At 67.9% G+C, this 25569-nt stretch carries 27 protein-coding genes; 11 read left to right on the top strand and 16 right to left on the bottom strand.

From position 1 onward, the window contains the following. Positions 1–7: 7 nt before the first annotated feature. The 6 genes from AC1G9C_RS09990 to AC1G9C_RS10015 all read right to left on the bottom strand — a co-directional run bounded on the left by AC1G9C_RS09990 (position 8) and on the right by AC1G9C_RS10015 (position 7039). The gene (locus AC1G9C_RS09990; protein ID WP_480410070.1) at positions 8–1354 is read right to left on the bottom strand and encodes a class II 3-deoxy-7-phosphoheptulonate synthase; all 1347 of its coding nucleotides are present in this window, start codon (positions 1352–1354) and stop codon (positions 8–10) included. A gap of 121 nt (positions 1355–1475) precedes the next feature. Then, entirely contained in the window at positions 1476–3263 is a 1788-nt protein-coding gene (locus AC1G9C_RS09995; RefSeq protein WP_480410071.1) for an N-acyl-D-amino-acid deacylase family protein, read from the bottom strand. Continuing rightward, positions 3260–4000, bottom strand: a complete 741-nt coding sequence (locus AC1G9C_RS10000; protein ID WP_480410072.1) for a sulfite exporter TauE/SafE family protein — start codon at positions 3998–4000, stop codon at positions 3260–3262. Before AC1G9C_RS10000 ends, AC1G9C_RS09995 begins: the two co-directional genes overlap by 4 nt. Beyond that, positions 4000–4782, bottom strand: a complete 783-nt coding sequence (locus AC1G9C_RS10005) for an SDR family NAD(P)-dependent oxidoreductase (protein WP_480410073.1) — start codon at positions 4780–4782, stop codon at positions 4000–4002. The genes AC1G9C_RS10000 and AC1G9C_RS10005 overlap by 1 nt, the downstream gene beginning before the upstream one ends. Continuing rightward, complete coding sequence (locus AC1G9C_RS10010) at positions 4782–5708, bottom strand: bile acid:sodium symporter family protein (protein ID WP_480410074.1); 927 nt, start codon at positions 5706–5708, stop codon at positions 4782–4784. Before AC1G9C_RS10010 ends, AC1G9C_RS10005 begins: the two co-directional genes overlap by 1 nt. Positions 5709–5710: 2 nt before the next feature. Beyond that, positions 5711–7039 (bottom strand): flavin-containing monooxygenase, encoded by a 1329-nt coding sequence (locus AC1G9C_RS10015; protein ID WP_480410075.1) that lies wholly within the window; start codon positions 7037–7039, stop codon positions 5711–5713. Between the two features lie 137 nt (positions 7040–7176). Here AC1G9C_RS10015 and AC1G9C_RS10020 point away from each other — a divergent pair, with 137 nt between their 5' ends. Continuing rightward, entirely contained in the window at positions 7177–7956 is a 780-nt protein-coding gene (locus AC1G9C_RS10020; protein ID WP_021444507.1) for a spermidine synthase, read from the top strand. Between the two features lie 116 nt (positions 7957–8072). Here the strand turns inward: AC1G9C_RS10020 and AC1G9C_RS10025 are convergent, their stop codons facing one another. Next, positions 8073–8864: a crotonase/enoyl-CoA hydratase family protein gene (locus AC1G9C_RS10025; protein ID WP_480410076.1), complete on the bottom strand. Its 792-nt coding sequence runs from the start codon at positions 8862–8864 to the stop codon at positions 8073–8075. 359 nt (positions 8865–9223) lie between these two features. On the opposite strand from AC1G9C_RS10025, the gene AC1G9C_RS10030 reads away from it, so the two are divergent. Next, a complete protein-coding gene (locus AC1G9C_RS10030) occupies positions 9224–10906 on the top strand; it encodes a DEAD/DEAH box helicase (protein ID WP_122107727.1) in 1683 nt (560 codons plus the stop codon). Positions 10907–11053: 147 nt separating this feature from the next. On the opposite strand, the gene AC1G9C_RS10035 is transcribed toward AC1G9C_RS10030, so the two are convergent. After that, positions 11054–11821 carry a DODA-type extradiol aromatic ring-opening family dioxygenase gene (locus AC1G9C_RS10035; protein ID WP_480410077.1) on the bottom strand — a complete coding sequence of 256 codons (768 nt, stop codon included), beginning with the start codon at positions 11819–11821 and terminating at the stop codon, positions 11054–11056. 103 nt (positions 11822–11924) lie between these two features. Between AC1G9C_RS10035 and AC1G9C_RS10040 the strand changes: the two genes are divergently transcribed. Beyond that, positions 11925–12584 carry a thiopurine S-methyltransferase gene (locus tag AC1G9C_RS10040; protein WP_457787109.1) on the top strand — a complete coding sequence of 220 codons (660 nt, stop codon included), beginning with the start codon at positions 11925–11927 and terminating at the stop codon, positions 12582–12584. Positions 12585–12673: 89 nt separating this feature from the next. On the opposite strand, the gene htpX is transcribed toward AC1G9C_RS10040, so the two are convergent. From htpX to AC1G9C_RS10055, 3 genes are all read right to left on the bottom strand, one after another. Then, on the bottom strand, positions 12674–13546 hold the full coding sequence (htpX, locus tag AC1G9C_RS10045; protein WP_021442895.1) for a protease HtpX: 873 nt from the start codon (positions 13544–13546) through the stop codon (positions 12674–12676). 89 nt (positions 13547–13635) lie between these two features. Further along, the gene (locus AC1G9C_RS10050; RefSeq protein WP_480410078.1) at positions 13636–14088 is read right to left on the bottom strand and encodes a hypothetical protein; all 453 of its coding nucleotides are present in this window, start codon (positions 14086–14088) and stop codon (positions 13636–13638) included. A gap of 6 nt (positions 14089–14094) precedes the next feature. Then, entirely contained in the window at positions 14095–15306 is a 1212-nt protein-coding gene (locus tag AC1G9C_RS10055; protein WP_021442893.1) for a pyridoxal phosphate-dependent aminotransferase, read from the bottom strand. Between the two features lie 278 nt (positions 15307–15584). Between AC1G9C_RS10055 and msrB the strand changes: the two genes are divergently transcribed. Continuing rightward, complete coding sequence (msrB, locus tag AC1G9C_RS10060; protein WP_021442892.1) at positions 15585–15980, top strand: peptide-methionine (R)-S-oxide reductase MsrB; 396 nt, start codon at positions 15585–15587, stop codon at positions 15978–15980. A gap of 40 nt (positions 15981–16020) precedes the next feature. On the opposite strand, the gene AC1G9C_RS10065 is transcribed toward msrB, so the two are convergent. Continuing rightward, positions 16021–16200: a PA1571 family protein gene (locus AC1G9C_RS10065; RefSeq protein ID WP_480410079.1), complete on the bottom strand. Its 180-nt coding sequence runs from the start codon at positions 16198–16200 to the stop codon at positions 16021–16023. Between the two features lie 147 nt (positions 16201–16347). Here AC1G9C_RS10065 and AC1G9C_RS10070 point away from each other — a divergent pair, with 147 nt between their 5' ends. From AC1G9C_RS10070 to AC1G9C_RS10085, 4 genes are all read left to right on the top strand, one after another. Further along, positions 16348–17463, top strand: a complete 1116-nt coding sequence (locus tag AC1G9C_RS10070) for an ATP-NAD kinase family protein (RefSeq protein ID WP_480410080.1) — start codon at positions 16348–16350, stop codon at positions 17461–17463. Positions 17464–17472: 9 nt separating this feature from the next. Then, the gene (locus AC1G9C_RS10075; protein ID WP_480410081.1) at positions 17473–18063 is read left to right on the top strand and encodes a DUF1287 domain-containing protein; all 591 of its coding nucleotides are present in this window, start codon (positions 17473–17475) and stop codon (positions 18061–18063) included. Further along, on the top strand, positions 18060–18494 hold the full coding sequence (locus AC1G9C_RS10080; RefSeq protein WP_480410082.1) for a thiol-disulfide oxidoreductase DCC family protein: 435 nt from the start codon (positions 18060–18062) through the stop codon (positions 18492–18494). Before AC1G9C_RS10075 ends, AC1G9C_RS10080 begins: the two co-directional genes overlap by 4 nt. Positions 18495–18562: 68 nt before the next feature. Next, complete coding sequence (locus tag AC1G9C_RS10085) at positions 18563–20329, top strand: ABC transporter transmembrane domain-containing protein (protein ID WP_480410083.1); 1767 nt, start codon at positions 18563–18565, stop codon at positions 20327–20329. Here the strand turns inward: AC1G9C_RS10085 and rhtA are convergent. The 3 genes from rhtA to AC1G9C_RS10100 form a co-directional block, all read right to left on the bottom strand. Then, complete coding sequence (gene rhtA / locus AC1G9C_RS10090; protein WP_480410084.1) at positions 20326–21177, bottom strand: threonine/homoserine exporter RhtA; 852 nt, start codon at positions 21175–21177, stop codon at positions 20326–20328. The genes AC1G9C_RS10085 and rhtA overlap by 4 nt on opposite strands. A 138-nt stretch (positions 21178–21315) precedes the next feature. Beyond that, entirely contained in the window at positions 21316–21597 is a 282-nt protein-coding gene (gene ppnP / locus AC1G9C_RS10095; protein ID WP_003240864.1) for a pyrimidine/purine nucleoside phosphorylase, read from the bottom strand. A gap of 64 nt (positions 21598–21661) precedes the next feature. Continuing rightward, the gene (locus tag AC1G9C_RS10100) at positions 21662–22210 is read right to left on the bottom strand and encodes a 3'-5' exonuclease (RefSeq protein WP_480410085.1); all 549 of its coding nucleotides are present in this window, start codon (positions 22208–22210) and stop codon (positions 21662–21664) included. 96 nt (positions 22211–22306) lie between these two features. Here AC1G9C_RS10100 and AC1G9C_RS10105 point away from each other — a divergent pair, with 96 nt between their 5' ends. From AC1G9C_RS10105 to AC1G9C_RS10115, 3 genes are all read left to right on the top strand, one after another. Then, entirely contained in the window at positions 22307–23179 is an 873-nt protein-coding gene (locus tag AC1G9C_RS10105) for an NAD(P)-dependent oxidoreductase (protein WP_480410086.1), read from the top strand. Between the two features lie 74 nt (positions 23180–23253). Continuing rightward, complete coding sequence (locus tag AC1G9C_RS10110; protein WP_031303652.1) at positions 23254–23511, top strand: YkgJ family cysteine cluster protein; 258 nt, start codon at positions 23254–23256, stop codon at positions 23509–23511. 15 nt (positions 23512–23526) lie between these two features. After that, positions 23527–24144 carry an START domain-containing protein gene (locus AC1G9C_RS10115; protein WP_480410087.1) on the top strand — a complete coding sequence of 206 codons (618 nt, stop codon included), beginning with the start codon at positions 23527–23529 and terminating at the stop codon, positions 24142–24144. A gap of 116 nt (positions 24145–24260) precedes the next feature. Here AC1G9C_RS10115 and gltA read toward each other — a convergent pair whose 3' ends face one another. Beyond that, a complete protein-coding gene (gene gltA, locus AC1G9C_RS10120; protein WP_021442749.1) occupies positions 24261–25541 on the bottom strand; it encodes a citrate synthase in 1281 nt (426 codons plus the stop codon). Positions 25542–25569: the final 28 nt, after the last annotated feature.

Consider the following 25569-nt stretch of genomic DNA (forward strand, 5'->3'; position numbering starts at 1 on the left):
ACGTCTCCTAGCGGCGCACCTGCTTCAGCGTCTCGGCGATCATAAAGGCCAGTTCCAGCGACTGGTCGGCGTTCATCCGCGGGTCGCAGTGGGTGTGGTAACGGTCCGACAGGCTGTCCTCGGTGACCGGGCGGGCGCCGCCGATGCATTCGGTGACGTTCTGCCCGGTCATCTCAATATGGATGCCGCCGGCGTGGCTGCCTTCGGCCTGGTGCACGGCGAAGAACTGTTTGACCTCGGCGAGGATCTGCGCGAAGTCGCGGGTCTTGTAGCCGCTCGAGGCCTTGATGGTGTTGCCGTGCATCGGGTCGGAGCTCCACAGCACCTGGCGGCCTTCGCCCTGCACCTTGCGCAGCAGGCGCGGGAAGTGCTGCTCGACCTTGTCGGCGCCCATGCGCACGATCAGGTTGAGGCGGCCCGGGTCGTTGTCCGGGTTGAGCACGTCGATCAGGCGGATCAGCTCGTCCGGGTCCATGCTCGGGCCGACCTTGACCCCGATGGGGTTCTCGATGCCGCGCATGAACTCGACGTGGGCGCCGTCCAGCTGGCGGGTGCGGTCGCCGATCCACAGCATGTGCGCCGAACAGTCGTACCAGCGCCCGGTGAGGCTGTCCTGGCGCACGAAGGCCTGCTCGTAGTTCAGCAGCAGCGCCTCGTGGGCGGTGAAGAAGCTGGCTTCGCGCAGCTGCGGCGCGCTGTCCATGCCGACCGCGCGCATGAAGGCCAAGGTCTCGTCGATGCGGTTGGCCAACTGGTGGTACTTCTCGGAGAGGGCCGAGTTGGCGATGAAGTCCAGGTTCCACTGGTGCACCTGGTGCAGGTCGGCGAAGCCGCCCTGGGCGAAGGCGCGCAGCAGGTTGAGGCTGGCGGTGGCCTGGTGGTAGGCCTGCAGCAGGCGCTCCGGATCCGGCACGCGGCTGGCGGCGTCGAACTCGATGGCGTTGACGATATCGCCGCGGTAGGCCGGCAGGGTGACGCCATCGATGGTCTCGCTGCCGGACGAGCGCGGCTTGGCGAACTGGCCGGCCATGCGCCCGACTTTCACCACCGGACAGCCGGCGGCGAAGGTCATGACGATGGCCATCTGCAGCAGCACCTTGAAGGTGTCGCGAATCTTCGCCGCGGAAAACTCGGCGAAGCTTTCGGCGCAGTCGCCGCCCTGCAGGAGGAAGGCGCGGCCCTGGGTGACCTCGGCGAACTGCCGGCGCAGCTCGCGCGCCTCGCCGGCGAACACCAGCGGCGGGTAGCCGGCCAGGGTCTGCTCGACCCGGGCGAGGTGGGCGGCATCGGGGTATTCGGGTTGCTGCTGGATGGGTTTGGTCCTCCAGCTTGCGGGGCTCCAGGCGTGCGACATGCGGCGTCTCTATCGGCTAATCGGACAGACCTGCATGGTAACCGATAAGCCTGCTGGCCGTAGGGTGTGTGGGGCCGCCCAGGCCGTGCGCACCGAGGGCCAGGTGCGGTGCGCGCGCAGCCTAGGCGGTGGTCGGCTGCAGGTCCGCCGCCGGCTGGCGGCGCGGCAGCACCTCGCGGCCCGGCAGGAAGCGCCCGTAATCCTGCGTCTTGCCCAGCTCCTCGGGGTATTCCAGGCCGCGGCGGTAGGCGATGCGGCCGTTGATCAGGGTGGCCTCCACCGCCGCGTCGTTGCGCTTGACCACCCGCGTCAGGCCGAGCACTTCCATCGGCGCCTCGGCGATGGCGTCCAGCTCCTCGGTGAGCCCCTCGGGGTTGACGATCACCAGGTCGGCGCGGTCGCCGACGCGGATATAGCCGGCGTCCACGCCGATAAAGTCGGCCAGCTCGCCGCTACAGCGGCGCACCGCCTGGCCCAGTTCCATGAAGGGCTCGCCGGCCAGCTGCGCATCGCGCACGTACTTGAGAAAGCGCAGCGGGAAGTTGTACTGGGCGATGGAGCGCAGGTGCGCGCCGGAGTCGGCAAACCCAGGGTGAGTCCAGGGGCTGGCCAGCAGCTTGCGCATGATCGGCTCGCGATCGTTGCCGTAGCAGGTGCTCCACTTCAGCGCTTCGCGGTACTGGCAGGCCAGCTCGAAGTAGGCGTCCACCGCGTCCAGGCCGCTGCTCTCGCCGAGCTGCCTGAAGTTCTGGCCGACCAGGCTGGCATCCGGGCACTCGGTCACCCAGCAGTCGGAGAAGTCGCGGTGCCACAGGCCCTTGGTCAGCACCGCCTTGACCTGCTGCTTGAACAGGGCGCGGAACGCCGGTTCCTTGACCTTGGCGTAGAGCTCGTCCGGGTCCCTGATATTGCGCAGGATCTCGCCGGCGCCGAACTCCTCGAAGGCGTTCACGTTGAGCCCTTCCAGACGCAGGGTGAAGGGCGCCGGCAGGGTCTGCCAGCGGAAGTGGCCGCGCAGCACCTTGTTCGCCAGCCAGCCGGAGAGGCGGGTGAAGCGGTGCAGCAGCGGCTGCGACTTGAGGTCCAGCGCCGTGAGCATGGTGCACTTGAGCGGCTGTCTGAACCAGCCGTGGGCCTGCCAGAGGAAGGCGAACACATTGACCTTGGTCACCGCGTTCGGCGCGCCCTGCAGCACCGCGCCGCGGCGGCGGAGGATGGCGAACAGGCGGGAGAATTCCTTCCAGCTGGCGAAGGTCGAGGGCAGCGGGCTGGACCAGGCGCGCTCGCCGTCCATCTTGTCCAGGCGCGTGGTCATCACCGACAGGCCGATGCAGCCGGCGTCCAGCGCCTCCTCCAGCAACTGCTCCATGCGCTTCAGCTCGGCCTCGCTCGGCGCCACCTTGCTGGTGGCGCGCGTGAGGCCCATCACCGCCACGCGCAGCTCGGAGTGGCCGAGGAAGGAGCTGACGTTCGGGCCCAGTGCATGCTGGTCGTAGAAGGCGCGGTAGCCGGCGGCGTCGCGCCAGCTCTTCTTCTCCTGGAGGATCGGCAGCACGTATTCGCGCGGCACCGCCTCGACGCGGGTGAACAGATCCGAGCAGTCCTCGGCGTCGGCCAGCACCATGCTGATCGAGCAGGAGCCGATGGTCACGCTGGTCACGCCGTGGCGCACCGACTCCTTGAGCGCCGGCGCGGCGATCACTTCGGCGTCGTAGTGCGAGTGGATTTCCAGAAAGCCCGGGGTGACCCACTTGCCGGCGGCGTCGATCACCTCGGCGCCGCGCTCATCCAGCGGGCTGAGGCTGAGGGTGTCGATGCGGCCATGCTTGATGCCGATATGGCGCCGCGCGCCGGGTGCGCCGCTACCGTCGAAGTACAGGCCGTTGTTGATGACGATGTCGAAACTCATGTGAGGCTCCAGGGGGCCAGCAGCAGAACGCCGGTGACCAGCAGCAGGCAGTAGATGGCGAGGCGGAAATGGCGCTCGTCGAAGCGCCGGTGCAGGCGTTCGCCCAGCCACAGGCCGAGCAGCAGCAGCGGGGCGTAGGCGAGCACCTGGGGCAGGGCCGGCTGCAGGCGGCCGTCGAGCAGGAAGGCGGCGGTCAGCAGGCTGTTGAGGCTGAACCAGACCGTCACCAGGGTGGCGCGAAAGCGTGCCTTGTCCAGCGTCGTGCCGGCCAGGCCGTAGACCAGCAGCGGCCCGCCGGAGGCGAACAGGCCGTGGCTGAGGCCGGCGCCGAGGGTAATAGCGCGGGTCAGCCAGGCCGGGCGCAGCGGTAGCGCCGCGGCATGGCGCAGGCGCCACAGCTCGCGGCCGGCGAACCACAGGATCAGCAGGCCGAAGCCGCGCTTGAGCAGCGCCGCGTCTAGATACGGCAGCAGCCAGTAGCCGAGCAGGGTGCCGGCGAGCATGCCCGGCAGTATGGTGCCGAGCAGCAGCGGGCGGTCGATCTGCGCGCGGTGGCGCCACACCAGGTAGCCGGTCATGCCGATATTCAGCGGCACCAGCACCGGCAGCAGCTGGTCGATGGGCAGCAGCAATGCGCCCAGCGACAGGGCGATCACTATGCTGCCGAACCCGGTGACCGCCTCCAGGGTGTAGGCCAGCAGGATAAAGGCGCCGAGGGCGTAGGGGGCGAAGGCCATCAACCCAGCTCCCCGGCGAAGCGCCGGCTCATCTGCCGGTAGTAGAGGGCCGGGGCGACGCGCCAGAGCAGACTGGCCAGCCAGCTGGCGCGATCCGGAAACAGGCGCTCGCGGCGCTGCTCCAGGGCCTCGAGGATTTCCCCGGCCATCCAGTCGGCGCCGCGAATGCGGCCGATGGTCGAGCGCGCATGGCCGGCCGGCTGGCCGTCGCCGCCCAGGGCGTTGCGCTCGATGGGGGTGTCGAGAAAGCTCGGGTAGACCATCAGCAGGCCGATGCCGTCGCGGCCGATCTCCGCACGCAGCACCTCGAAGGCCTGGCCCAGGGCGCTTTTCGCCGCGCAGTAGCCGGCGCGGCCGAGCACCGGCATCCAGCCGGCCATGGAACCGATGGCGACGACCTGGCCGCGGCTCTGGCGCAGCAGCGGCAGGGCGGCGAGGGTCAGCTCCAGCGGCGCGTGGTAGTCCACCGCCATGACCTTGCGCAGCACCGCCGGGGCGGTGCACACGGTGGGCGAACGGTGGGTGATGCCGGCGTTGTTGAGCAGCACGTCGAGGCGGCCGAATTGCGCGCGGCAAGTCGCCAGCAGCTGCTGGTGCAGCGCCGGATCGGTGATATCGCCGGCGACGCCGAGCACGCGGGCTGGGCCCAGTTCCCCGACACGCGCGGCCAGGCCGCTCGCGTCGATATCGGTGAGCAGCAGGGCGTCGCCGCGGGCGTGGCAGGCGCGCGCCAGTTGCCAGCCGAGGCCGCTGGCGGCGCCGGTGATCAGGACGACTCGCATCATTTTTCTCCGAGAGCGATCAGCGGGGCGGTGAGTGGCGGCGGCGGGCGGCGCGACCAGAACCAGGCCAGGGCCAGGCCCGAGACCAGGTGCCAGCAGCCCCAGAAGGCGGCGATCAGCAGCATGCCGCCGGCCTGAGGGAAGAAGGTGAAGATGATCACCAGGCCCAGCGCCGAGTTCTGGATGCCCACCTCCAGGGTGATGGCGCGACGTTCGGCGGCCGCCAGACCGCTCAGCCGCGCGCTGAGGTAGCCGATGCTTAGGGCCAGGGCGTTGTGCGCCACCACCAGCCAGAAGAACAGGTGGAAGTGCGTGGCGAACTGCTCCAGGTTGCGGCTGAAGGCCAGGGCGACGAAACCGAGCATCACCAGCAGGGCGAGCAGGCGCAGCGGTTTTTCCACCTTGAGGGTCAGCTGCGGAAAGCGCCGGCCGACCCACATGCCGGCCACCAACGGCAGACCCAGCACCAGCAGCACCAGCAGGAGCAGGCCGAGCGGGTCGAGGGCGATCTGCGTCAGCAGCGGTCGGGTGTAGGGGTTGAGCCAGGCGTACAGGGCGAAGTTCAGCGGCGTCAGCAGGCTGGCGGCGAGGCTGGACACCGCGGTCATGCTTACCGACACGGCGACGCTGCCGCGCGCCATCCAGGTCATGATGTTGGAGAAGCTGCCGCCGGGGCAGGCGGCGATCAGCGCCATGCCCAGGGCCAGTTCCGGCTGGATGCGCAGCGCCCAGCAGGCCAGGCAGGTCAGCGCCGGCAGCAGCACGAACTGCGCCAGCAGGCCGATCAGCGGCGCCTTGGGCGCGCGGGCGATGCGGCGGAAGTCCTCGGCGCGCAGGTCGAGCGACACGCCGAACATCATCAGGGCGACGATCAGGTTGATCAGCACCAGGCTGCTGGGGTCGAAGGCGATAGTGACGGCTTCCACGTTCAGGCTCCCTGGGCGGCCGGCACGGCGCCGGCGGCCAGCTCGCGGCGCAGCGCCGCGCTGTGGGTGGCGATGCGCTGACGATAGCTGTCCTTGTGCACGTAGTAGGCCATGCGCTCCAGATCCAGGTACTGGTAGCCGCCGTCCAGGCGCTGCCCGGCGCGTTCGCGCTTGAGCCGGCGCAAGGCTTCGGCCGCCGGACTGCCGGCCTGCAGCTGGCGGATGTACAGGGCCACCAGCTCGGCCTGCTCGTCGCGGCCCTGCCAGCCGAGACCGGAGGCCTCGACCATGCCGAGCATGAACAGGTCGTCGCGCTCGGGGTGGAAAACGTTGAGGTACAGCTGCGGCGCGCCGGCGCCCTGCGGCCAGTTCAGCTCGCCGCGTTCGATAAAGGGATAGTCGAGCTTGTAGCCGGTGGCCATCAGGATCAGGTCGTACTCGGCCTGTTCGCCGTTGGCGAAGTGCACGCTGTGGCCGTCCACCGCGACGATATCGCCGCGGGCGCGGATATCGCCATGGCCGAGGTGGTGCAGCACCAGCGAGTTCATCACCGGGTGCGACTCGTACAGGCGGTAGTCCGGATCCGGCAGGCCGTATTGTGACGGCTTGCCGACCAGGGCGCGCACCAGCAGGCCGTCGACCAGCTGCTTGAGCCGGCGCGGCAGCTTGATCGCGCCGCCGAAGGTGTCGGTGGGCTTGCCGAGAATGAACTTGGGCAGGAAGTAGTAGCCGCGGCGCACCGACAGGTCCACCGAGGCGGCGCGGTGCACGGCATCCACCGCGATGTCGCAGGCCGAATTGCCGCAGCCGACCACCAGCACGCGCTTGCCGGCGAAGAGCTCGGCGCTCTTGTAGGCGCAAGAATGCAGCAGCTCGCCGCTGAACTCGCCCGGCAGCGCCGCCAGGTTCGGCGTATGCAGGGTGCCATTGGCGATCAGCACGCCGTCGAAGCGCCATTCGCGGCGCTCGCCATGGCGCTCGCTGATCAGCTGCCAGCCTTGGTCCAGGCGCTGCAGCTGCACCACCCGGGTGTCGAACTGGTAGTGCGGGTACAGGCCGAACTGCCGCGCGTAGTCGCGGAAATAGCGGCGCATCTCGCTGTGGTGCGGGTAGGGCGCCACCTCGGCGCGCATGGGGAATTCGCTGAACTCGGTGGTGCCCTTGGAGGAAATCAGGTGGGCCGAGTGGTACATGGTGCTGTGCGGGTTGTCGATGTCCCACAGGCCGCCGACATCGCTGTGCAGCTCGAAACCGACGAAGTCGATGCCGTGCTTCTTCAATTGCCGGGCCGTGCACAGGCCCATGGGACCGGCGCCGATGATGGCGTACATGGCGAACCTCGTTATTGTTATGAGTGAGCAGCGCAAGTGCTGGAATTATCGCGTGACCGGGGGCGGCCGCTTCAATGACAATCGGCGCCTTTGCCCCGTCGCTTCTGGTGCGGGATGTCACTGCTGGAGGGAGAGCCATGCCGGGATTGCCGCCGAGCGACGAGTTGCAGATGCAGGACGAGGTGCTGCTGGCCGAGGTGCGCGATGCCTTCGGGGTGATCCGCGTGGTGCAGATCGGCGCCTACCGTTTCCTCGAGTTCGGCGAGGCCATCGAGCAGAGCTGCGTGTTCGCCGGCGACCCGAGCTGGCTGGAATACGACTACACCCGCGCCATGCTGCTCGGCGCGTTGTGCCACGATGCGCCGGAGACCGCGCTGTTTCTCGGTCTGGGCGCCGGCAACCTGACCCAGGCCTGCCTCAAGTTCCTGGCCCTGGAGGACGTCGAGGCCATCGAGCTACGCCCCGACGTGCCGCGCCTGGCCATGGAGTTTCTCGGCCTGGACGACGACCCGCGGCTGACCATCCGCATCGGCGACGCCACCGAGCTGCTCGGCAGCGCCGAGACCGCCGACCTGATCTTCCTCGACCTCTACACCGACCAGGGGCCGGGCGCCGGCCACCTGGCCTGGCGCTTTCTCGAGCGTTGCCGGGAAAAGCTCAACCCCGGCGGCTGGCTGATCATCAACCAGTGGGCCGGCAACGACGGCAAGCCGCTCGGCGCCGCGCTGCTGCGCGGGCTCTACCACCGCCACTACTGGGAATGCCCGGTGAAGGAGGGCAACGTGGTGCTGCTGATCCCCGCCGACCTCGACCAGCAACTGGATCGCGGCCGCCTGCAGGCGCGCGCCGGCGAGCTGGCGCCGCGCCTGGGCTACTCGCTGCAGCCCCTGATCGAGGCGTTGCGCCCGGCCACCTGAGGCGCAGGGCTGGGTGGATGTCGCTGTCTGCAGCCACCAGAAGCAGTGGATCGATGACGCGCGATCCACCCTACGCAAGCCTGGCTTGCAGGCCGTCATGCATCGACTGGTTCCGCTCAGCGCCCCTGAAAATTCCCCGGGCGCCGTTCGAGCATGGCGCGCACGCCCTCGGCGGCGTCCTCGCTGGCCATCAGCTGTTTGACCGTGCTGTGCAGCGCTGCCGCCGCCGCGGCTTCGCCCTCGCGCACCGCCTGGCGCGCCGAGGCCAGGGTGGCGCGCACGCCCAGCGGCGCCTGCGCGGCGATGCGTTCGGCCAGGCGCAACGCTTTGGGCAGCAGTTCCTCGCTGGCCAGCACCTCCTGCACCAGCCCCAGGCGATAGGCCTCGTGAGCGTCGAACTCGTCGCCGGTGAGCAGCCAGCGCATGGCGTTGCCCCAGCCGGCCTGCTGGTGCAGGCGCAGGGTGGCGCCGCCGAAGGGGAAGATGCCGCGCTGCACCTCCATCTGGGCGAAACGGGTGTTGCTGGCGCACAGGTTGATGTCCGCGGCCAGCATCAGCTCGATGCCGATGGTGTAGCAGTAGCCCTGCACCGCGAGCAGCACTGGCTTGCTCACCCGCGGCCCGCCGAACACGCCCCAGGGGTCGCAACCGCCTGCGGGAATCTGCCAGCCGGCGGCGAACTGGGCGGCCACCTTGGCCAGGTCGAGGCCGGCGGTGAAGTGCTCGCCATGGGCGAACACCAGCGCCACGCGCGCCTCGTCGTCGCGCTCGAACTCGCCGTAGGCCCGGCACAGGTCGTCGAGCATGTCGAGGTCGAAGGCATTGCGCTTGGCCACCCGGTCGAGGCCGAGCAGCAGGATGTGGCCGCGTTTTTCGCGGCTGACGCGGCCGCGGTCGGAGGAGGTCATGAGGATGATCCTTGGCTCGTGGAGGAGGTCGCAGGGATATAGCCGGCCGCCGCGCGCTTGTCCATGGCGGCGACCGTTTGGCAGCGCACGGCCGGGAAAACTGCAAAAACCGCCACCCGCGTCAGGAATTTCCGGTATAGTGCGCGCCGGCCAATTCTCTGGCCACGTTCAGGTAGCGCAATTCGCCCGAAGCCCGACTTCGGCAGCCAGTCCCGCAGCGGACTATCCTTGACGATTCACTTTTCATCACGTCTTCGCAAATCCCCGCCGAACCAGGCTGCCAGGGTGACCCACAAGGTCTTACACGGCATGCGCAGCTTTGGAACATGGGTCTTTGCGGATGCACTAGAGGCAGACCCATGACCCAGGAAATCGGCGGCTTCGCCGCGCTCGGACTTCACCCCAATATTCTCGCCGCTCTGACCGCCGTCGGTTACGAAGAGCCCTCGCCGATCCAGGCGCAGGCGATTCCGGTGATCCTCGCCGGCCACGACATGATCGGCCAGGCGCAGACCGGCACCGGCAAGACCGCCGCGTTCGCCCTCCCGCTGCTGTCGAAGGTCGACCCGGCCAAGCGCGAGCCGCAGGTGCTGATCCTCGCCCCGACCCGCGAGCTGGCCCTGCAGGTGGCCACCGCCTTCGAAACCTACTCCAAGCAGATGCCCGGCCTGAACGTGGTCGCCGTCTACGGCGGCGCGCCCATGGGCCCGCAGCTCAAGGCCATCCGCCAGGGCGCGCAGGTCATCGTGGCCACCCCGGGCCGTCTGGTCGACCACCTGCGTCGCGACGAGAAAGTGCTGTCGACCATCCAGTACCTGGTGCTCGACGAGGCTGACGAGATGCTCAAGCTGGGCTTCATGGACGACCTCGAAGTGATCTTCGAAGCCATGCCGGAAAGCCGCCAGAGCGTGCTGTTCTCCGCGACCCTGCCGCACTCGATCCGCGCCATCGCCGAGAAGCACCTGCGTAACCCGCAGCACATCAAGATCGCCTCCAAGACCCAGACCGTGACTGCCATCGAGCAGGCGCACCTGATGGTCCACGCCGACCAGAAGCACGCCGCCGTACTGCGCCTGCTGGAAGTCGAGGAGTTCGATGCGCTGATCGGTTTCGTGCGCACCAAGCAGGCCACCCTGGACCTCGCCGCCGCGCTGGAAGCCAAGGGCTACAAGGCCGCCGCGCTGAACGGTGACATCGCCCAGAACCAGCGTGAGCGGGTGATCGACTCGCTCAAGGACGGCCGCCTGGATATCGTCATCGCCACCGACGTGGCCGCCCGCGGCCTCGACGTGCCGCGCATCACTCACGTGATGAACGTCGACATGCCCTATGACCCGGAATCCTACGTGCACCGTATCGGCCGCACCGGTCGTGCCGGCCGTACCGGTCGCGCGCTGCTGCTGGTGACCCCGCGCGAGCGCCGCATGTTGCAGGTGATCGAGCGCGTCACCGGGCAGAAGGTCGGCGAAGTCAAGCTGCCGAACGCCCAGCAGGTGCTGGATGCACGGATCAAGAAGCTCACCAGCAGCCTGGCGCCGCTGGTGGCCGATGCCGAAGCCAGTCATGGCGAGCTGCTCGACCGCCTGACCGCCGAGATCGGCTGCAGCCCGCGCGCGCTGGCCGCCGCCCTGTTGCGCAAGGCGACCAACGGCCAGGCCCTGGATCTGGCCAGCGTCGAGCGCGAGCAGCCGCTGGTGCCGGGCGCCGGTGGTGCGCCGCGCGAGCGTCGTGAGCGTGATGGCGAGCGCAGCGCTGAGCGCGGTGAATACCGCGAACGTCGTGCGCCGCTGCCGCTGACCGAAGGTCGCGTGCGCTGCCGTACCGCGCTGGGCACGCGCGACGGTATCGCCGCGAAGAACCTGCTCGGCGCCATCCTCAACGAGGGCGGCCTGGCTCGCGAAGCCATCGGCCGTATCCAGATCCGCGAGACCTTCAGCCTGGTCGAGCTGCCGGAAGACGGCCTCGATCGCCTGCTCGGCAAGCTCAAGGATACCCGCGTTGCCGGCAAGGCCCTGAAGCTGCGCCGCTACCGCGAGGATTGATCGCGCAGCGATAAACGAAAAGCCCCGCCAAGTGCGGGGCTTTTTCGTTTCTGGCCTGTAGCCCGGATGCAATCCGGGGCCGATGGGCTTGCCAGGCGCGTAGCCTGGGTTGAGCGCAGCGATACCCGGGCAAGGCCCTGCGCCTGTTCAGCCGAAGCGGTAGATATCCATGCCCAGCGCCCCGTAGGTGAAGCCGGCGTGCTCCAGCTTGAAAGCGCCGCCGGCGCCGCGGGCGAAGAACAGCGGCAGCAGGTGCTCGTCCGTGGGGTGGTTGCGCGCGGCGTGCGGCGCCAGCTGGCGGTAGCGGCGCAGGGCGTCTTCGTCGTCGGCTTCGAGTTGGGCCACCATCCAGTCGCGAAACTCCCTGGCCCAGGGGGTGACGACCTCGGGGCCGGCGCGCCAGTCGAGTTCACCGAGGTTGTGGGTGATGCTGCCGGAGCCGATCAGCAGCACGCCCTCGGCGCGCAAACCGGCCAGGGCGCGGCCGACGCGGGTCTGCAGCTCGGGGCCGAGCTGGCTGGGTAGCGACAGTTGCAGCACGGGGATGTCGGCGGCCGGGTACAGCAACGACAGCGGCACCCAGGCGCCGTGATCGAAGGGGCGCTGCGGGTCGAGCGCGGCGGGCAAGCCGGCATCGCTCAGGCGCTGGGCAATCTCTGCCGCCAGCGCAGGCGCGCCGGGGGCCAGGTACTGCACGGCATACAGGGCGGGCGGAAAGCCGCCGAAGTCGTGCCAGGTTTGCGGGCGCTCGGCACTGGTCAGTTGCAGGCGATCGCTTTCCCAGTGGGCCGAGACCACCAGCACGGCGCGCGGGCGCGGCAACTCGGCCGCCAGGCGGGCCAGGGCCGGGCCGCTGGCGCCCGGTTCGAGGGCGAGCATGGGGGAGCCGTGGGAGATGAAGAGCGAAGGCAGCATGGTGCTAACTCCTGGAGTAGGATGCTGCCATCTTGGTGGCTGGACCTATCCGATACCAGCATAAATTCTTGAGCCTTATCATCGATTTACCTGGAGGTTTTGCGTGCACGAAGGTTTTTGGCAGGAGCGCTGGGCGCGCGATCAGATCGGTTTTCACCTGGATCAGGTCAATCCCTACCTGCAACGGCACTGGCCGGCGCTGGCGGTGCCTGTGGGCGCGCGAGTGCTGGTGCCGCTGTGCGGCAAGAGCCTGGACTTGGCCTGGCTGGCCGGCCAGGGCTATCGCGTGCTGGGCGTGGAGCTGGCGGAAAAGGCCGTGCAGGACTTCTTCGCCGAGCAGGGCCTGCAGGCCGAGGTCGTCCGGCACGGGGCGTTCAAGCTCTACCGCGCCGGCGCGCTGGAGCTGTGGTGCGGCGATTTCTTCGCCCTGCGCGCCGAGGACGTCGCCGATTGCCAGGCGCTGTTCGATCGCGCCGCGCTGATCGCCCTGCCGCCGGCGATGCGCGAGCGCTATGCGGCGCACTTGACGGCGATTTTGCCGGACGGTTGCCGCGGCCTGCTGATCACCCTGGATTACGCCCAGAGCCAGATGGACGGGCCGCCCTTCGCCGTCGGCGACGACGAGGTGCAGCGGCACTTCGCCGCCGCCTGGCAGGTGCAGGAGCTGCAGCGCGAGGACGTGCTGGCGGGCAACTGGAAGTTCATCCGTCACGAGCTCAAGGCGCTGGACGAGGTGGTCTATCGGCTGGAGAAGCTTGTGTAGGCTGCGCCACGCGCGCCGCCAGGGATGCTGCACGCGGCCCTATGAAGCAAAAGGCGACCCGCAGGTCGCCTTTTCTTTGTTGCTTGCGATCAACCCAGGCGGCGCAGCGCCTCGATGCGATCTTCCAGCGGCGGGTGGCTCATCAGCAGGCCGGCCAGGCCGTTCTTCAGGCCGCCGTTGATGCCGAAGGCGGTCAGGCTGTCCGGCATGTTCACCGGCACGCCCTGTTCGGCGCGCAGGCGCTGCAGCGCGGCGATCATCGCGCCGGTACCGGCCAGGCGGGCGCCGGCTTCGTCGGCCTTGAACTCGCGTTTGCGCGAGAACCACATGACGATGATGCTGGCCAGGATGCCCAGTACCAGCTCGGCGAAGATGGTCGCGACGAAGTAGCCGATGCCATGGCCGTCCTCGTTCTTGAGGATGGCCTTGTCGACGAAGTTGCCGAAGATGCGCGCGAAGAACATCACGAAGGTGTTCACCACGCCCTGGATCAGCGCCAGGGTGACCATGTCGCCGTTGGCCACGTGGCCGATCTCGTGGGCCAGCACCGCGCGCACTTCATCCGGGGAGAAGCGCTCGAGCAGGCCCTGGCTGACGGCGACCAGCGCGTCGTTCTTGTTCCAGCCGGTGGCGAAGGCATTGGACTCGTAGGCGGGGAAGATACCGACTTCCGGCATCTTGATCCCGGCTTCGCGCGACAGCTCCTCGACGGTCTGCAGCAGCCACTGTTCGTGGCGGGTACGCGGCTGGGTGATGATCTGGGTGCCGGTGCTCATCTTCGCCATCCACTTGGAGATGAACAGCGACACCAGCGAGCCGGCGAAACCGAACACGGCGCAGAAGATCAGCAGGCTGCCATGGTTCTGGCCGGTGAAGCGATCGACCCCCAGCAGTTTGAGGGTGATGCTGGCGATGATCAGCACCGCCAGGTTGGTGGCCAGGAACAACATAATGCGCATCATGGTGTGAACGGACTCCTCACGGGGAAAGACGTACGAGTAATGCGGGCTATATAAGGGCGCGCCCCCCAGGGTTTCAACCAGCGACTATTTCAAACTATGTCGCCTGAACCCTGCAGGTTGCTCTCGAACAGCAGGCGGGTCAGGCGCGCGGTACGTTCGCCGTGTTGCTGGGCCAGCGCCTCGCGCAGTTGGAAGGCCAGGGTAGCATGCACCCGGCGCACGCTGGGCGGTAGCGCCTCGCCCTCGCCCGCGGCGTGGGGAATGGCCCGCGACAGGCGCAGGAAACCCTTCTCGGTCAGCACCGCCTGGTCCAGCGCGTCGTAGGCGATGGTCGACTCGAAGCGCAGATAGCCTTCCTCGGCCAGCCACAGCAGAGCGCCGAGACAGGCCTGGTGGCGCTTGCTCGGCAGGCCGAACTCGTCGGGCTCCTCGCGGCCGATCAGGTCCTCGACGTACAGCGCCAGCTTGCGCGGGAAGGCCTGATAGAGCAGCAGCAGGCCGCCGGCGGCGTCCTTGTAGAAGTCGTCGATCTGCAGATCCATGCCGGCCTACTGGCTGTAGCCCTTGAGGAAGTTGCCGATGCGGCCGATGGCCTGCTCCAGGTCGTCGACCCTTGGTAAGGTGACCACGCGGAAGTGATCCGGCCAGGGCCAGTTGAAGGCGGTGCCCTGGACGATCAAGAGTTTCTCCGACAGCAGCAGGTCGAGGACGAACTTCTCGTCGTTGTGGATCGGGCAGACCTTGGGATCGATCCGCGGGAAGGCGTACAGCGCGCCCATCGGCTTGACGCAGCTGACCCCGGGAATGTCGTTGAGCAGTTCCCAGGCGCGGTTGCGCTGCTCGAGCAGGCGACCGTTGGGCAGCACCAGGTCGTTGATGCTCTGGTAGCCGCCGAGCGCGGTCTGGATCGCATGCTGGCTCGGCACGTTGGCGCACAGGCGCATATTGGCCAGGATATCCAGGCCCTCGATATAGCTCTGTGCCTTGTGCTTGGGCCCGGAGATGGCCACCCAGCCGGAACGGAAACCGGCCACCCGGTAGCTCTTGGACAGGCCGTTGAAGGTCAGGCACAGCACGTCCGGCGCCAGCGAGGCGGTGCTGATGTGCACGGCCTCGTCGTAGAGGATCTTGTCGTAGATCTCGTCGGAGAACAGCACCAGGTTGTGCTGGCGCGCCAGCTCGACGATATCCAGCAGCACCTCGCGCGAATACACCGCGCCGGTGGGGTTGTTCGGGTTGATCAGCACCAGGGCCTTGGTGTTGGGGGTGATCTTGGCGCGCATGTCGGCGACATCTGGGAACCAGCCGGCCTGCTCGTCGCACAGGTAGTGCACCGGCTTGCCGCCGGACAGCGCCACCGCGGCGGTCCACAGCGGGTAGTCGGGGGCCGGGATCAGCACCTCGTCGCCGTTGTTGAGCAGCGCCTGCATGGCCATCACGATCAGCTCGGAGACGCCGTTGCCGAGGTAGATGTCCTCGATACCGACGCCTTCCACCTGCTTCTGCTGGTAGTACTGCATCACCGCCTTGCGCGCGCTGAACAGGCCCTTGGAGTCGCTGTAGCCCTGGGCGGTGGGCAGGTTGCGGATGACGTCCTGGAGGATTTCCTCCGGCGCCTCGAAACCGAACGGCGCCGGGTTGCCGATATTCAGCTTGAGGATGCGCTGGCCTTCCTCTTCCAGACGTTTGGCGTGCTTGAGCACCGGCCCGCGGATGTCGTAGCAGACGTTGGCGAGCTTGTTCGATTTGCTGACCTGCATGTAAGGGATCCCGAGCGATGGATAACCCGCCGAAGCACGCTGCAAAAGTCTCGCGCCGGAGAATCTTGGCAGCCTGTAACGCGGGTGACAGACTGGCGTCGAATCATACGTGGCGGCCTGAGCGCGGCAAAGGTGCCAATCCGGCTTTTTTAAGCGAGGATGCGCCCAGGTCCCGGCCAGTAGCAGCGGCTTCCGCCGCGAACTCAACGCGCCCTGCGTACAACCAAGGCCAGCGCTGTCACGCATCGCCTGGCTTTTATCGAGGAGGAACCCTGCCCGTGGACAAACTCGACAAACCCCTGGAGGCCTGGCGCGAGGAACTGTCGCAGGAGCAGTTTCATGTCTGTCGCCTGGGCGGCACGGAGCGGCCCTTTACCGGTGAGTATCACGACAGCAAGACGCCGGGGGTCTATCACTGCGCCTGCTGCGGCGAGGCGCTGTTCGATTCCGACGCCAAGTACGACTCCGGCAGCGGCTGGCCGAGCTACTTCCAGCCGGTCAGCGACGAGGCGATCGCCCGGCTCGACGACTTCAGCCATGGCATGCACCGCATCGAGGTGAAATGCGCCAAGTGCGACGCCCACCTCGGCCACGTGTTCCCCGACGGGCCGCGGCCGACCGGGCTGCGCTACTGCATCAATTCGCTGTCGCTGAAACTGCTGCCGCGCGCTTGAGGGGGCACCGGGCGCCTGATCAGCCAGGCGCCTGGCCGCCTCAGCCTTGCCGCCGGGACTGCTGCTGAGCCTTTTCCAGCTCGGCGCAGGCCTGCTGGATCATGCCTTCGGTGATCGGCACTTCGCGGCCCTGGCCATCGATGATAAAACCGCCCACCGGCATCTGCGGATGCTTGACCGGGGTGGCGGGGCGTTGGGCGGCAGTGTCGTGCAAGCTCATGGCCTGTCTCCTCATCAGTGATGCGCGCCAGTCTAGAGCGGCTAGATGAAGGCGCGGTGACAATTGCGACGGTGCCGCTCCGTCACAAAACACATAGCAAAGGTCGTATTGCAGGCGGCGTGCCAGCCTGTGTCGAACGAGGAATTCATGTCGCGTTTCCATATAGGTCTGATCATCAATCCGCTGGCCGGCCTCGGCGGCCCGGCGGCGCTCAAGGGCAGCGACGGCGTGGCCGAACAGGCGCTGGCCCTGGGTATCGAGCCGAAGGCGGCGCAGCGCACCCGCACCGCGTTGGAGCAGTTGCTGGGATTGCGCGAACGCATCGAGTTCGTCAGCTACCCGGGCGCCATGGGCGGCGATCTATTGGCGCAGCTGGGCTTCGCCCATCGCCTGCTGGGCGAGTTGGGCGCAGGCGCCACCACCGCCGAAGACACCCGCCGCGCCGTGCGGCAGCTGCAGGACGCGGGGGTGGCGTTGATCCTGTTCGCCGGTGGCGATGGCACGGCGCGGGACGTCTGCGCCGCGGTCAGGCAAGGGCAACCGGTGCTGGGCATTCCGGCCGGGGTGAAGATCCAGTCCGGCGTCTACGCCATCAGCCCGCGTGCCGCCGGCGAGCTGACCGCGCGCCTGGTCGAGGGTGGTCTGGTGCGCCTGACCAGCGGCGAGGTGCGCGATATCGACGAAAATGCCCTGCGCGAGGGCCGGGTCACCGCGCGCTGGTACGGCGAACTGTGCGTGCCGCAGGAAGGCGGCTATGTGCAGGCGGTCAAGCAGGGCGGGGTGGAGTCCGAGGAGCTGGTGCTGGCCGATCTCGCCGCCTGGCTGGAGGCGCAGTGGGAGTCGGGCGTGCGCTATGTGTTCGGCCCCGGCTCGACCCTGCACGGCCTGGCGCAGAACCTGGGGCTGGACACCACGCTGCTGGGCGTCGATGTGATCGAAGATGGGCGGGTGATCGCCCGTGACGTCAACGAGGCCGAGCTGCTGGCCCTGGTCGACGGGCATCCGGCCTATCTGCTGGTCACCGCCATCGGCGGCCAGGGCCATATCCTCGGCCGCGGCAACCAGCAGATCAGCCCACGCGTGCTGCGCGCCATCGGCCTGGAGCGCCTGCGCGTGGTGGCCACCAAGCGCAAGCTGGCCACGCTGGAAGGCCGCCCGCTGCTGGTGGACAGCGGCGAGGTGACCCTGGACGACGCCTTTCCCGATGCCGTGCGGGTCTGGGCCGGGTATAAGGAAGAACTGCTGTATCCCTTGGCTCGATAGGAGATCGCAATGCGCATGCTGGTTCTACTGCTGGCCTGGGCGCTGGCGCTGGCCGCGCAGGCCATCGAGGCTGACAGGTTGGTGCTGGATGCGCGCCAGCAGGTCGGCGTGACCCTGAGCTATGACCCGGCTTACCGCCAGTTGAGCTATCCGGGCGGCGACGTGCCCATGGCCACCGGGGTGTGCACCGACGTGGTGATCCGCGCGCTGCGCCAGCAGGGGCTGGATCTGCAGGAGGCGGTGCACCGCGACATGCGCGGCAATTTCGCCGTCTATCCGAACAACTGGGGGCTGAGCCGTCCCGACGCCAATATCGACCACCGCCGCGTGCCCAACCTGATGACCTGGTTCAAGCGCCAGGGTTGGTCGTTGCCGGTCAGTCAGGACGCTTCTACCTACCGGGCTGGCGATATCGTCACCTGGGATCTGGGTCGCGGCCTCACCCATATCGGCATCGTCAGCGATCGCCAGGCTCAGACCGGTGCGCCGCTGATCCTGCACAACATCGGCCGTGGCGCTCAGGAGGAAGACATCCTCTTCGCCTACCGCATCACCGGCCACTACCGCCCGCTCGCTCGACAGGCGAGTGCCGCACCATGACTGAATCTGTACTGCCGCCCGGTCTCGTCGCGGGTGAGCGCGTCGTGCTGTTCGACGGCGTCTGCAAGCTGTGCAACGGCTGGGCGAAATTCCTCATCTGCCACGACCGTGCGCGGCAGTTTCGCCTGGCCTCGGTGCAGTCCGCTCAGGGGCAGGCATTGCTGGCCTGGTACGGGTTGCCCAGCGAGCGTTTCGACAGCATGGCGCTGATCGAAAATGGTCGCCTGCTGCTGCGTTCCGACGCCGTGCTGGGCATCCTCGCCCAATTGCCCGGGCCCTGGCGGGGGCTGGCCGGGTTGCGGCTGATCCCGCGACCGCTGCGCGACTGGTGCTACGACCGCATTGCGCTGAACCGCTACCGCCTGTTCGGGCGGCATGACGTATGCCTGCTGCCCAGCGCCGACCACGCCGAACGTTTTCTGCATGACTGAGCGGCCGCTGGTGCGGACGGCCTGGCTGGCGCTGGTTTCTATCTATTGCTGAGGCGACCCGAAACCCCATGACATCGCTGCTTTCCTCCCGTCAGCGCGGCGCCTTGCGCCTGGCCTGGCGCTTTATCGCGCCCTATCGCGGGCGGGTGCTGGGCGCCTTGCTGGCGCTGCTGTTCACCGCCGCCATCACCCTGTCCATGGGCCAGGGCATCAAGCTGCTGGTGGATCAGGGCCTGGCCACCCAGTCGCCGGCGGCGTTGCGCCAGTCGCTGGGGCTGTTCTTCGTCCTGGTGCTGGCCCTGGCACTGGGCACCTACACGCGCTTCTACCTGGTGTCCTGGCTGGGCGAACGGGTGGTGGCCGATATTCGCCGGCGCGTGTTCGATCACCTGATCGAGCTGCACCCGGGCTTTTACGAGAGCAACCGCAGCTCGGAGATCCAGTCGCGCCTGACCGCCGACACCACCTTGCTGCAATCGGTGATCGGCTCGTCGCTGTCGATGGCGCTGCGCAACCTGATCATGCTGGTCGGCGGCAGCGTGCTGCTGGTGGTGACCAACCCCAAGCTCAGCGGCATCGTGCTGGCGGCGCTGCCGCTGGTGGTGGCGCCGATCCTGATCTTCGGCCGTCGCGTGCGCGCGCTGTCGCGCCTGTCGCAGGACCGCGTGGCCGACGTCGGCAGCTACGTCGGCGAGGTGCTGGGGCAGATCAAGACGGTACAGGCCTACAACCACCAGGACGAGGACAAACGCCGCTTCGGCCTGTCCGCCGAGGCGGCGTTCGCGGTGGCGCGCAAGCGTATCGCCCAGCGCGCCTGGCTGATCACCCTGGTCATCGTGCTGGTGCTCGGCGCCGTCGGGGTAATGCTCTGGGTCGGCGGCATGGACGTGATCGCCGGGCGCATTTCCGGCGGCGAGCTGGCGGCCTTCGTGTTCTACAGCCTGATCGTCGGCTCCTCGTTCGGCACCCTGAGCGAGGTGATCGGTGAGCTACAGCGCGCCGCCGGCGCGGCCGAACGCATCGCCGAACTGCTGCGCGCGCGCAACGAGATCGCTGCGCCGCAACAGGGGCTGCAGCATTTGGCGCAGCCGGTGCGCGGCGAGATCGAGCTGCAGCATCTGCGCTTCGCCTATCCGGGGCGTCCGGAGCACTACGCGGTCGATGGCATCAGCCTGCAGGTGCGCGCTGGCGAGACCCTGGCGCTGGTCGGGCCGTCCGGCGCCGGCAAGTCGACCCTGTTCGACCTGCTGCTGCGCTTCTTCGACCCGCAGGGCGGGCGCATCCTGATCGACGGCGTGCCGATCGAGCGGCTCGACCCGCGCGAGCTACGCGCCTGCTTCGCCCTGGTGTCGCAGAATCCAGCGCTGTTCTACGGCACGGTGGAGGACAACATCCGCTACGGCGGCCTCGATGCCAGCCAGGCCGAGGTGGAAGCGGCCGCGCGCGCGGCGCATGCCCACGAGTTCATTCAGCGCCTGCCGCAGGGCTACCAGACCCACCTGGGCGATGCCGGCCTGGGGCTTTCCGGCGGTCAGCGCCAGCGCCTGGCCATCGCCCGCGCCTTGCTCGCCGATGCGCCGATCCTGCTGCTCGACGAGGCCACCAGCGCGCTGGACGCCGAGAGCGAGCACCTGATCCAGCAGGCCCTGCCGCGCCTGATGGCCGGGCGCACCACCCTGGTGATCGCCCACCGCCTGGCCACGGTGAAGCAGGCCGAACGCATCGCGGTGATCGAGCAGGGGCGCCTGGCGGCCATCGGCAGCCACGCACAACTGCTGGCCGGCAGCCCGCTCTATGCGCGCCTGGCCGAGTTGCAGTTCGGTGAGGCCGGCTAGCTCTTGGGTTTGATCGTCGCGGCCGCGCCGGCCGAGGCGAGGATGATGGCGCCAATCGCCAGCCACTGGTTCCAGCTCAGTTGCTCGCTGAGGAACAGCAGCCCGGAAAGCGCGGCGATGGCCGGCTCCAGGCTCATCAGGATGCTGAAGGTGCGCGCCGGTAGGCGGGTCAGGGCGACCATCTCCAGGCTGTAGGGCAGCGCCGAGGACAGCACCGCCACACCCAGGGCGATGGGCAGCAGATCCACCGAGAACAGGCTGCCGCCGGCCTGCCACAGGCCGATGGGCAGCACCAGCAGGGCGGCGACCCAGGTGCCCAGGGCCACGGTCTGGCGGCCGTGGGCGGCGCCGGCCTTCTGCCCGAAGACGATGTACAGCGCCCAGCACAGCCCGGCGCCTAGGGCCAGGGCCATACCCAGCGGGTCGAGCTGGGTCTGCGCCAGATCGCTGGGCAGCAGCAGCCACAGGCCGAAGGCCGCCAGGGCGATCCAGGCGAAATCCAGCAAGCGCCGCGACGACAGCAGCGCCAGGCCCAGCGGCCCGGTGAACTCCAGGGCCACGGCGACGCCCAGCGGAATGCTCTGCAGCGACATGTAGAACAGCAGGTTCATCCCGCCCAGGGCCAGGCCGTAGGCCAGCAGCGGGCGGTAGGCGGCCAGGTTCGGGCGGGTGCGCCAGGGCTGCATCACCAGCGACAGGATGATCGCGCCGAGCACCAGGCGCAGCGCCGTGGTGCCCTCGGCGCCGACCAGCGGGAACAGGCTCTTGGCCAGCGAGGCACCGCTCTGGATCGAGATCATCGCCACCAGCAGCAGGCCGATGGGCGCGAGAAGGGCGGTGCGGGGCATGGGGCGGTCCTTGGCGGGTTAATAGGCTTTCAGGTGCATCTGAGCGTAGGTGCTCCGTGCGCACCGAGGGCTTCGAACTTCTGCGGGAGCAAGAAAAAACCGGCCGCGAGGGCCGGTTCTTCGAGGCGCTGCGGCAGCTTAGCGGTATTCGCAGAGGTAGGCGGTGTCCACTGCCACCTTCAGCTGGAACTTGCTGTTGGCCGGTACGGTGAAGTTGCTGCCGGCCTCGAAGGTGCTCCAGCTGTCGCTGCCCGGCAGCTTCACGGTCAGGGCGCCGGCGACCACGTGCATCACTTCCAGCTGGCTGGTGCCGAATTCGTACTCGCCCGGGGCCATCACGCCGATGGTGGCAGGACCTTCGGCCATGGCGAAACCGATGGATTTGACGGTGCCGTCGAAGTACTCGTTGACCTTGAACATCTGCGATTCCTCGGGAGGGTTTAAAAAGGGGCCGCCAGTATGCCCAAGCGCCTTTTCTTCGTCATCAGTCTTTGAGCGGCAGCACCAGCGGCAACAGGCGAGCGGTGTTGCGCGCGTCGGTCAGCGCGCGATGTTGCGTCCCCTGGAACTGCAGGCCGGCCAGTTGCAGGGCGCTGTGCAGGCCGATCGGCCGCGGCAGCTGACGGGCCTTGGCGAAGGCCTGCTTGAGGTTCAGGTGCGGCACCGCGGCGAGCAGGCTGGCGAGCTGGTGCCGGCGCCATTCCTGCTCCAGCTGGCGGCGGTCGTAGTCGCCCCAGCTGCTCCAGCCCACCAGCCGCGGTGCGTGTTGGCCGAGCCAGCGCTCGAACTGCGCCCAGACCTGAGGCAGGGGCGCCGCGGCGTCGACCTCGGCCTGGGCGATATGGGTCAGCTCGCGGCAGAAGGCGGTCAGGCAGGGGCGTCGTTGCGGTTTGACGAAGCGCTGGAAGTGATCGCGCTCGTGGCCGTCGGCGCCGACCAGGCTGGCGCCGATCTCGATGATCTCCATTTCCTCTACTGGCCAGCCGCCCTCGTCGGTGGTGGCTTCCAGGTCGATGACCAACCAATGTCCCATAGGCCCTCCCTTGCGTGCGCAGGCAGTATGGAAGGGCTTTCCGGCCAGGGCAAACCCCGTGTTAGGCTCTGCCGCCTATGTCTGGAGGAGGTAGCTATGGCGAAGGTTGCGTTTATCGGCTTGGGCGTGATGGGCTATCCGATGGCTGGGCATCTGGCCCGCAACGGTCATCGGGTGACGGTGTACAACCGTTCGCCGGGCAAGGCCGAACAATGGATGGCCGAATACGCCGGTAGCAGCGCGCCGACGCCGCGCGAGGCGGCCCAGGGCGCCGAGCTGGTGATGTGCTGCGTGGGCAACGACGATGACCTGCGCGGTGTGGTGCTGGGCGAGCAGGGCGCCTTCGCCGGCATGGCGCCGGGCGCCATCCTGGTCGATCACACCACGGCGTCGGCCGATGTCGCCCGCGAGCTGGCGGCGCTTGCCGCCGAGCGCGGCCTGGGCTTTCTCGATGCGCCGGTGTCCGGCGGCCAGGCCGGCGCGGTCAACGGCGTGCTGACGGTGATGGTCGGCGGCGAGGCCGAGGCCTATGCCAGCGCCGAGCCGGTGATCCAGAGCTACGCGCGGATGATCCGTCTGATGGGTGCTGCCGGCAGCGGCCAGCTGACCAAGATGGTCAACCAGATTTGCATCGCCGGCCTGGTGCAGGGGCTGGCCGAGGCGCTGCATTTTGCCCAGCGCGCCGGTCTCGACGCGCACGGCGCGATGGAGGTGATCAGCAAGGGCGCGGCGCAGTCCTGGCAGCTGGAAAATCGCCACAAGACCATGCTGGCCGGCGAGTTCGACTTCGGCTTCGCCGTGGACTGGATGCGCAAGGACCTGTCGATTCTGCTCGACGAGGCGCGGCGCAATGGCGCGCAGCTGCCGGTGACCGCACTGGTCGACCAGTTTTACGCCGAGGTGCAGGCCATGGGCGGCGGACGCTGGGATACGTCCAGCCTGCTGGCGCGCTTGCAGCGCGGCCGCTGATCGCGAAAGGCCTCGACTGGCGGCGCGCGCGAAATTAGCATCGCCGCCGTTCTATCCGCATGTCGAGGTTTGTCATGGACTGTCGTGCAGGCTGCGGTGCCTGTTGCATCGCGCCTTCCATCAGCTCGCCGATTCCCGGAATGCCCCAGGGCAAGCCGGCCGGCGTGCGTTGCATCCATCTGTCCGCCGAGCATCTCTGTGCCCTGTTCGGACGCCCGGAGCGGCCGGCGGTGTGCGTCGGCTTCAGCGCCGACGAACAGGTCTGCGGCGATAGCCGCGAGGCCGCCATCCGTCTGCTGGGGTGGCTGGAACAGGCCACGGCGGTGCCCTGAACGCTGGGAGTGTCGATGAAGGGAGGCGTGCGAGGCGCTCTGCTGGGCCTGCTGCTGTTGGTCGCGAGCGCGCCGGCCGCGGAGCTGCAATGGCGGTTGGCCCGGGAGGAGGGCGGTGTGCGCGTGTACCTGGCCGAGGTGCCGGGTTCGCGCTACCAGGCCTATCGCGGCGTGGTCACCCTGCGCACGGATATGCCGACCCTGCTCGCCCTGCAGGAGGACGTCGCCGCCTCCTGCGCCTGGATCTACGCCTGCAGCGAGCAGCGCCTGCTCGGCAGCGAAGGCGCGCTGAGCTGGATCTACAGCCGTTACGCCACGCCCTGGCCGGTGACGCCGCGCGATTCGGTGCTGCAGGTCGCCACCGAGGTCGGCGCCGACGGCAGCGTCACCCGTCGGCTCACGGCGGCGCCGACGCGCCTGCCGGAGCAGCGCGGCTATGTGCGGGTGCGCAAGCTGGAGGGCATCTGGCGCTTGCGGCCGCTGGGCGAGGGTCGGGTGGAGGTGGTCTACCAGGCGCATACCGAGCCGGGCGGCAGCGTGCCGTCCTGGCTGGCCAACAGCTTCGTCGTTGATGCACCGCTGCAGACGCTGAAAGCGCTCCAGGCGCTGGTCGAGGGTTCTGGGCGGAAGTAGGTGTTATCCGCGAAGTTCGCGGATAAATCCGCCATTTTTGAGAAATATCGCCGTATTTACTGCGAGCCAATAAAAAAGGCTGCCATCAGGCAGCCTTTTTTGCGTCGCGCTGGCGATCAGTCGCGGCCGCTCGGCAGGTCGCGCTGCTCGTAGCCGGTGTACAGCTGGCGCGGACGGCCGATCTTGTACGGGCTGGAGAGCATTTCCTTCCAGTGCGAGATCCAGCCGACGGTACGCGCCAGGGCGAAGATCACGGTGAACATGGAAGTCGGGATGCCGATGGCCTTGAGGATGATGCCCGAGTAGAAGTCGACGTTCGGGTAGAGGTTGCGTTCCTTGAAGTACGGATCGTTGCGCGCGATCTCGTCGAGCTTCATCGCCAGTTCCAGCTGCGGGTCGTTGATGCCCAGCTCGGCCAGCACTTCGTCGCAGGTCTGCTTCATCACCTTGGCGCGCGGGTCGAAGTTCTTGTACACGCGGTGACCGAAGCCCATCAGCTTGAACGGGTCGTTCTTGTCCTTGGCCTTGGCGATGAACTTGTCGATGTTCTCGACGCTGCCGATCTCGTCCAGCATGCTCAGCACCGCCTCGTTGGCGCCGCCGTGCGCCGGGCCCCACAGCGCGGCGATACCGGCGGCGATACAGGCGAAGGGGTTGGCGCCGGAAGAGCCGGCCAGGCGTACGGTGGAGGTGGAGGCGTTCTGCTCGTGGTCGGCGTGGAGGATGAAGATCTTGTCCATCGCCTTGGCCAGCACCGGGCTGATCGGTTTGATCTCGCACGGGGTGTTGAACATCATGTGCAGGAAGTTTTCCGCGTAGTTCAGGTCGTTACGCGGGTACATCATGGGCTGGCCCATGGAGTACTTGTAGGTCATGGCGGCGATGGTCGGCATCTTGGCCACCAGGCGCATGGCCGAGACTTCGCGGTGCTGTGGGTTATTAATGTCCAGCGAGTCGTGGTAGAAGGCGGAGAGGGCGCCGACCACGCCGCACATGATGGCCATCGGGTGGGCATCGCGGCGGAAACCGTTGAAGAAGCTCTTCAGCTGCTCGTGAACCATGGTGTGGTTCTTGATGGTGCCGACGAACTTGGCCTTCTCTTCCTTGCTCGGCAGTTCGCCGTTGAGCAGCAGGTAGCAGGTTTCCAGGTAGTCCGATTGCTCGGCGAGCTGTTCGATGGGGTAGCCGCGGTGCAGCAGGATGCCCTTGTCGCCGTCGATGTAGGTGATCTTCGACTCGCAAGAGGCGGTCGACATAAAGCCAGGATCAAAGGTGAACCGACCCGTGGCGGTCAGGCTCCGCACATCGATTACATCGGGACCCATGGTGCCGGTCAGAACGGGCAGTTCGACGGGGGCATTGCCCTCGATGATCAACTGCGCTTTTTTGTCAGCCATATGTGGCCTCCTAGTTATGCTTGAAATC

The organism is Pseudomonas sp. ABa2, assembly GCF_056676075.1.

Coding starts and splice junctions, on each gene's coding strand:
- AC1G9C_RS10105 (WP_480410086.1), top strand. CDS start 22,307: ATGGCGAAGGTTGCGTTTATCGGCTTGGGCGTGATGGGCTATCCGATG.
- AC1G9C_RS10035 (WP_480410077.1), bottom strand. CDS start 11,821: ATGCTGCCTTCGCTCTTCATCTCCCACGGCTCCCCCATGCTCGCCCTC.
- htpX (WP_021442895.1), bottom strand. CDS start 13,546: ATGATGCGCATTATGTTGTTCCTGGCCACCAACCTGGCGGTGCTGATC.
- ppnP (WP_003240864.1), bottom strand. CDS start 21,597: ATGTTCAAGGTCAACGAGTACTTCGACGGCACCGTCAAATCCATCGGT.
- AC1G9C_RS10080 (WP_480410082.1), top strand. CDS start 18,060: ATGACTGAATCTGTACTGCCGCCCGGTCTCGTCGCGGGTGAGCGCGTC.
- AC1G9C_RS10115 (WP_480410087.1), top strand. CDS start 23,527: ATGAAGGGAGGCGTGCGAGGCGCTCTGCTGGGCCTGCTGCTGTTGGTC.
- rhtA (WP_480410084.1), bottom strand. CDS start 21,177: ATGCCCCGCACCGCCCTTCTCGCGCCCATCGGCCTGCTGCTGGTGGCG.
- AC1G9C_RS10065 (WP_480410079.1), bottom strand. CDS start 16,200: ATGAGCTTGCACGACACTGCCGCCCAACGCCCCGCCACCCCGGTCAAG.
- AC1G9C_RS10085 (WP_480410083.1), top strand. CDS start 18,563: ATGACATCGCTGCTTTCCTCCCGTCAGCGCGGCGCCTTGCGCCTGGCC.
- AC1G9C_RS10110 (WP_031303652.1), top strand. CDS start 23,254: ATGGACTGTCGTGCAGGCTGCGGTGCCTGTTGCATCGCGCCTTCCATC.
- AC1G9C_RS10000 (WP_480410072.1), bottom strand. CDS start 4,000: ATGGCCTTCGCCCCCTACGCCCTCGGCGCCTTTATCCTGCTGGCCTAC.
- AC1G9C_RS10075 (WP_480410081.1), top strand. CDS start 17,473: ATGCGCATGCTGGTTCTACTGCTGGCCTGGGCGCTGGCGCTGGCCGCG.
- AC1G9C_RS10100 (WP_480410085.1), bottom strand. CDS start 22,210: ATGGGACATTGGTTGGTCATCGACCTGGAAGCCACCACCGACGAGGGC.
- AC1G9C_RS10070 (WP_480410080.1), top strand. CDS start 16,348: ATGTCGCGTTTCCATATAGGTCTGATCATCAATCCGCTGGCCGGCCTC.
- AC1G9C_RS10025 (WP_480410076.1), bottom strand. CDS start 8,864: ATGACCTCCTCCGACCGCGGCCGCGTCAGCCGCGAAAAACGCGGCCAC.
- gltA (WP_021442749.1), bottom strand. CDS start 25,541: ATGGCTGACAAAAAAGCGCAGTTGATCATCGAGGGCAATGCCCCCGTC.
- AC1G9C_RS10050 (WP_480410078.1), bottom strand. CDS start 14,088: ATGGATCTGCAGATCGACGACTTCTACAAGGACGCCGCCGGCGGCCTG.
- AC1G9C_RS10020 (WP_021444507.1), top strand. CDS start 7,177: ATGCCGGGATTGCCGCCGAGCGACGAGTTGCAGATGCAGGACGAGGTG.
- AC1G9C_RS10055 (WP_021442893.1), bottom strand. CDS start 15,306: ATGCAGGTCAGCAAATCGAACAAGCTCGCCAACGTCTGCTACGACATC.
- AC1G9C_RS09995 (WP_480410071.1), bottom strand. CDS start 3,263: ATGAGTTTCGACATCGTCATCAACAACGGCCTGTACTTCGACGGTAGC.
- AC1G9C_RS10030 (WP_122107727.1), top strand. CDS start 9,224: ATGACCCAGGAAATCGGCGGCTTCGCCGCGCTCGGACTTCACCCCAAT.
- AC1G9C_RS10015 (WP_480410075.1), bottom strand. CDS start 7,039: ATGTACGCCATCATCGGCGCCGGTCCCATGGGCCTGTGCACGGCCCGG.
- AC1G9C_RS09990 (WP_480410070.1), bottom strand. CDS start 1,354: ATGTCGCACGCCTGGAGCCCCGCAAGCTGGAGGACCAAACCCATCCAG.
- AC1G9C_RS10005 (WP_480410073.1), bottom strand. CDS start 4,782: ATGCGAGTCGTCCTGATCACCGGCGCCGCCAGCGGCCTCGGCTGGCAA.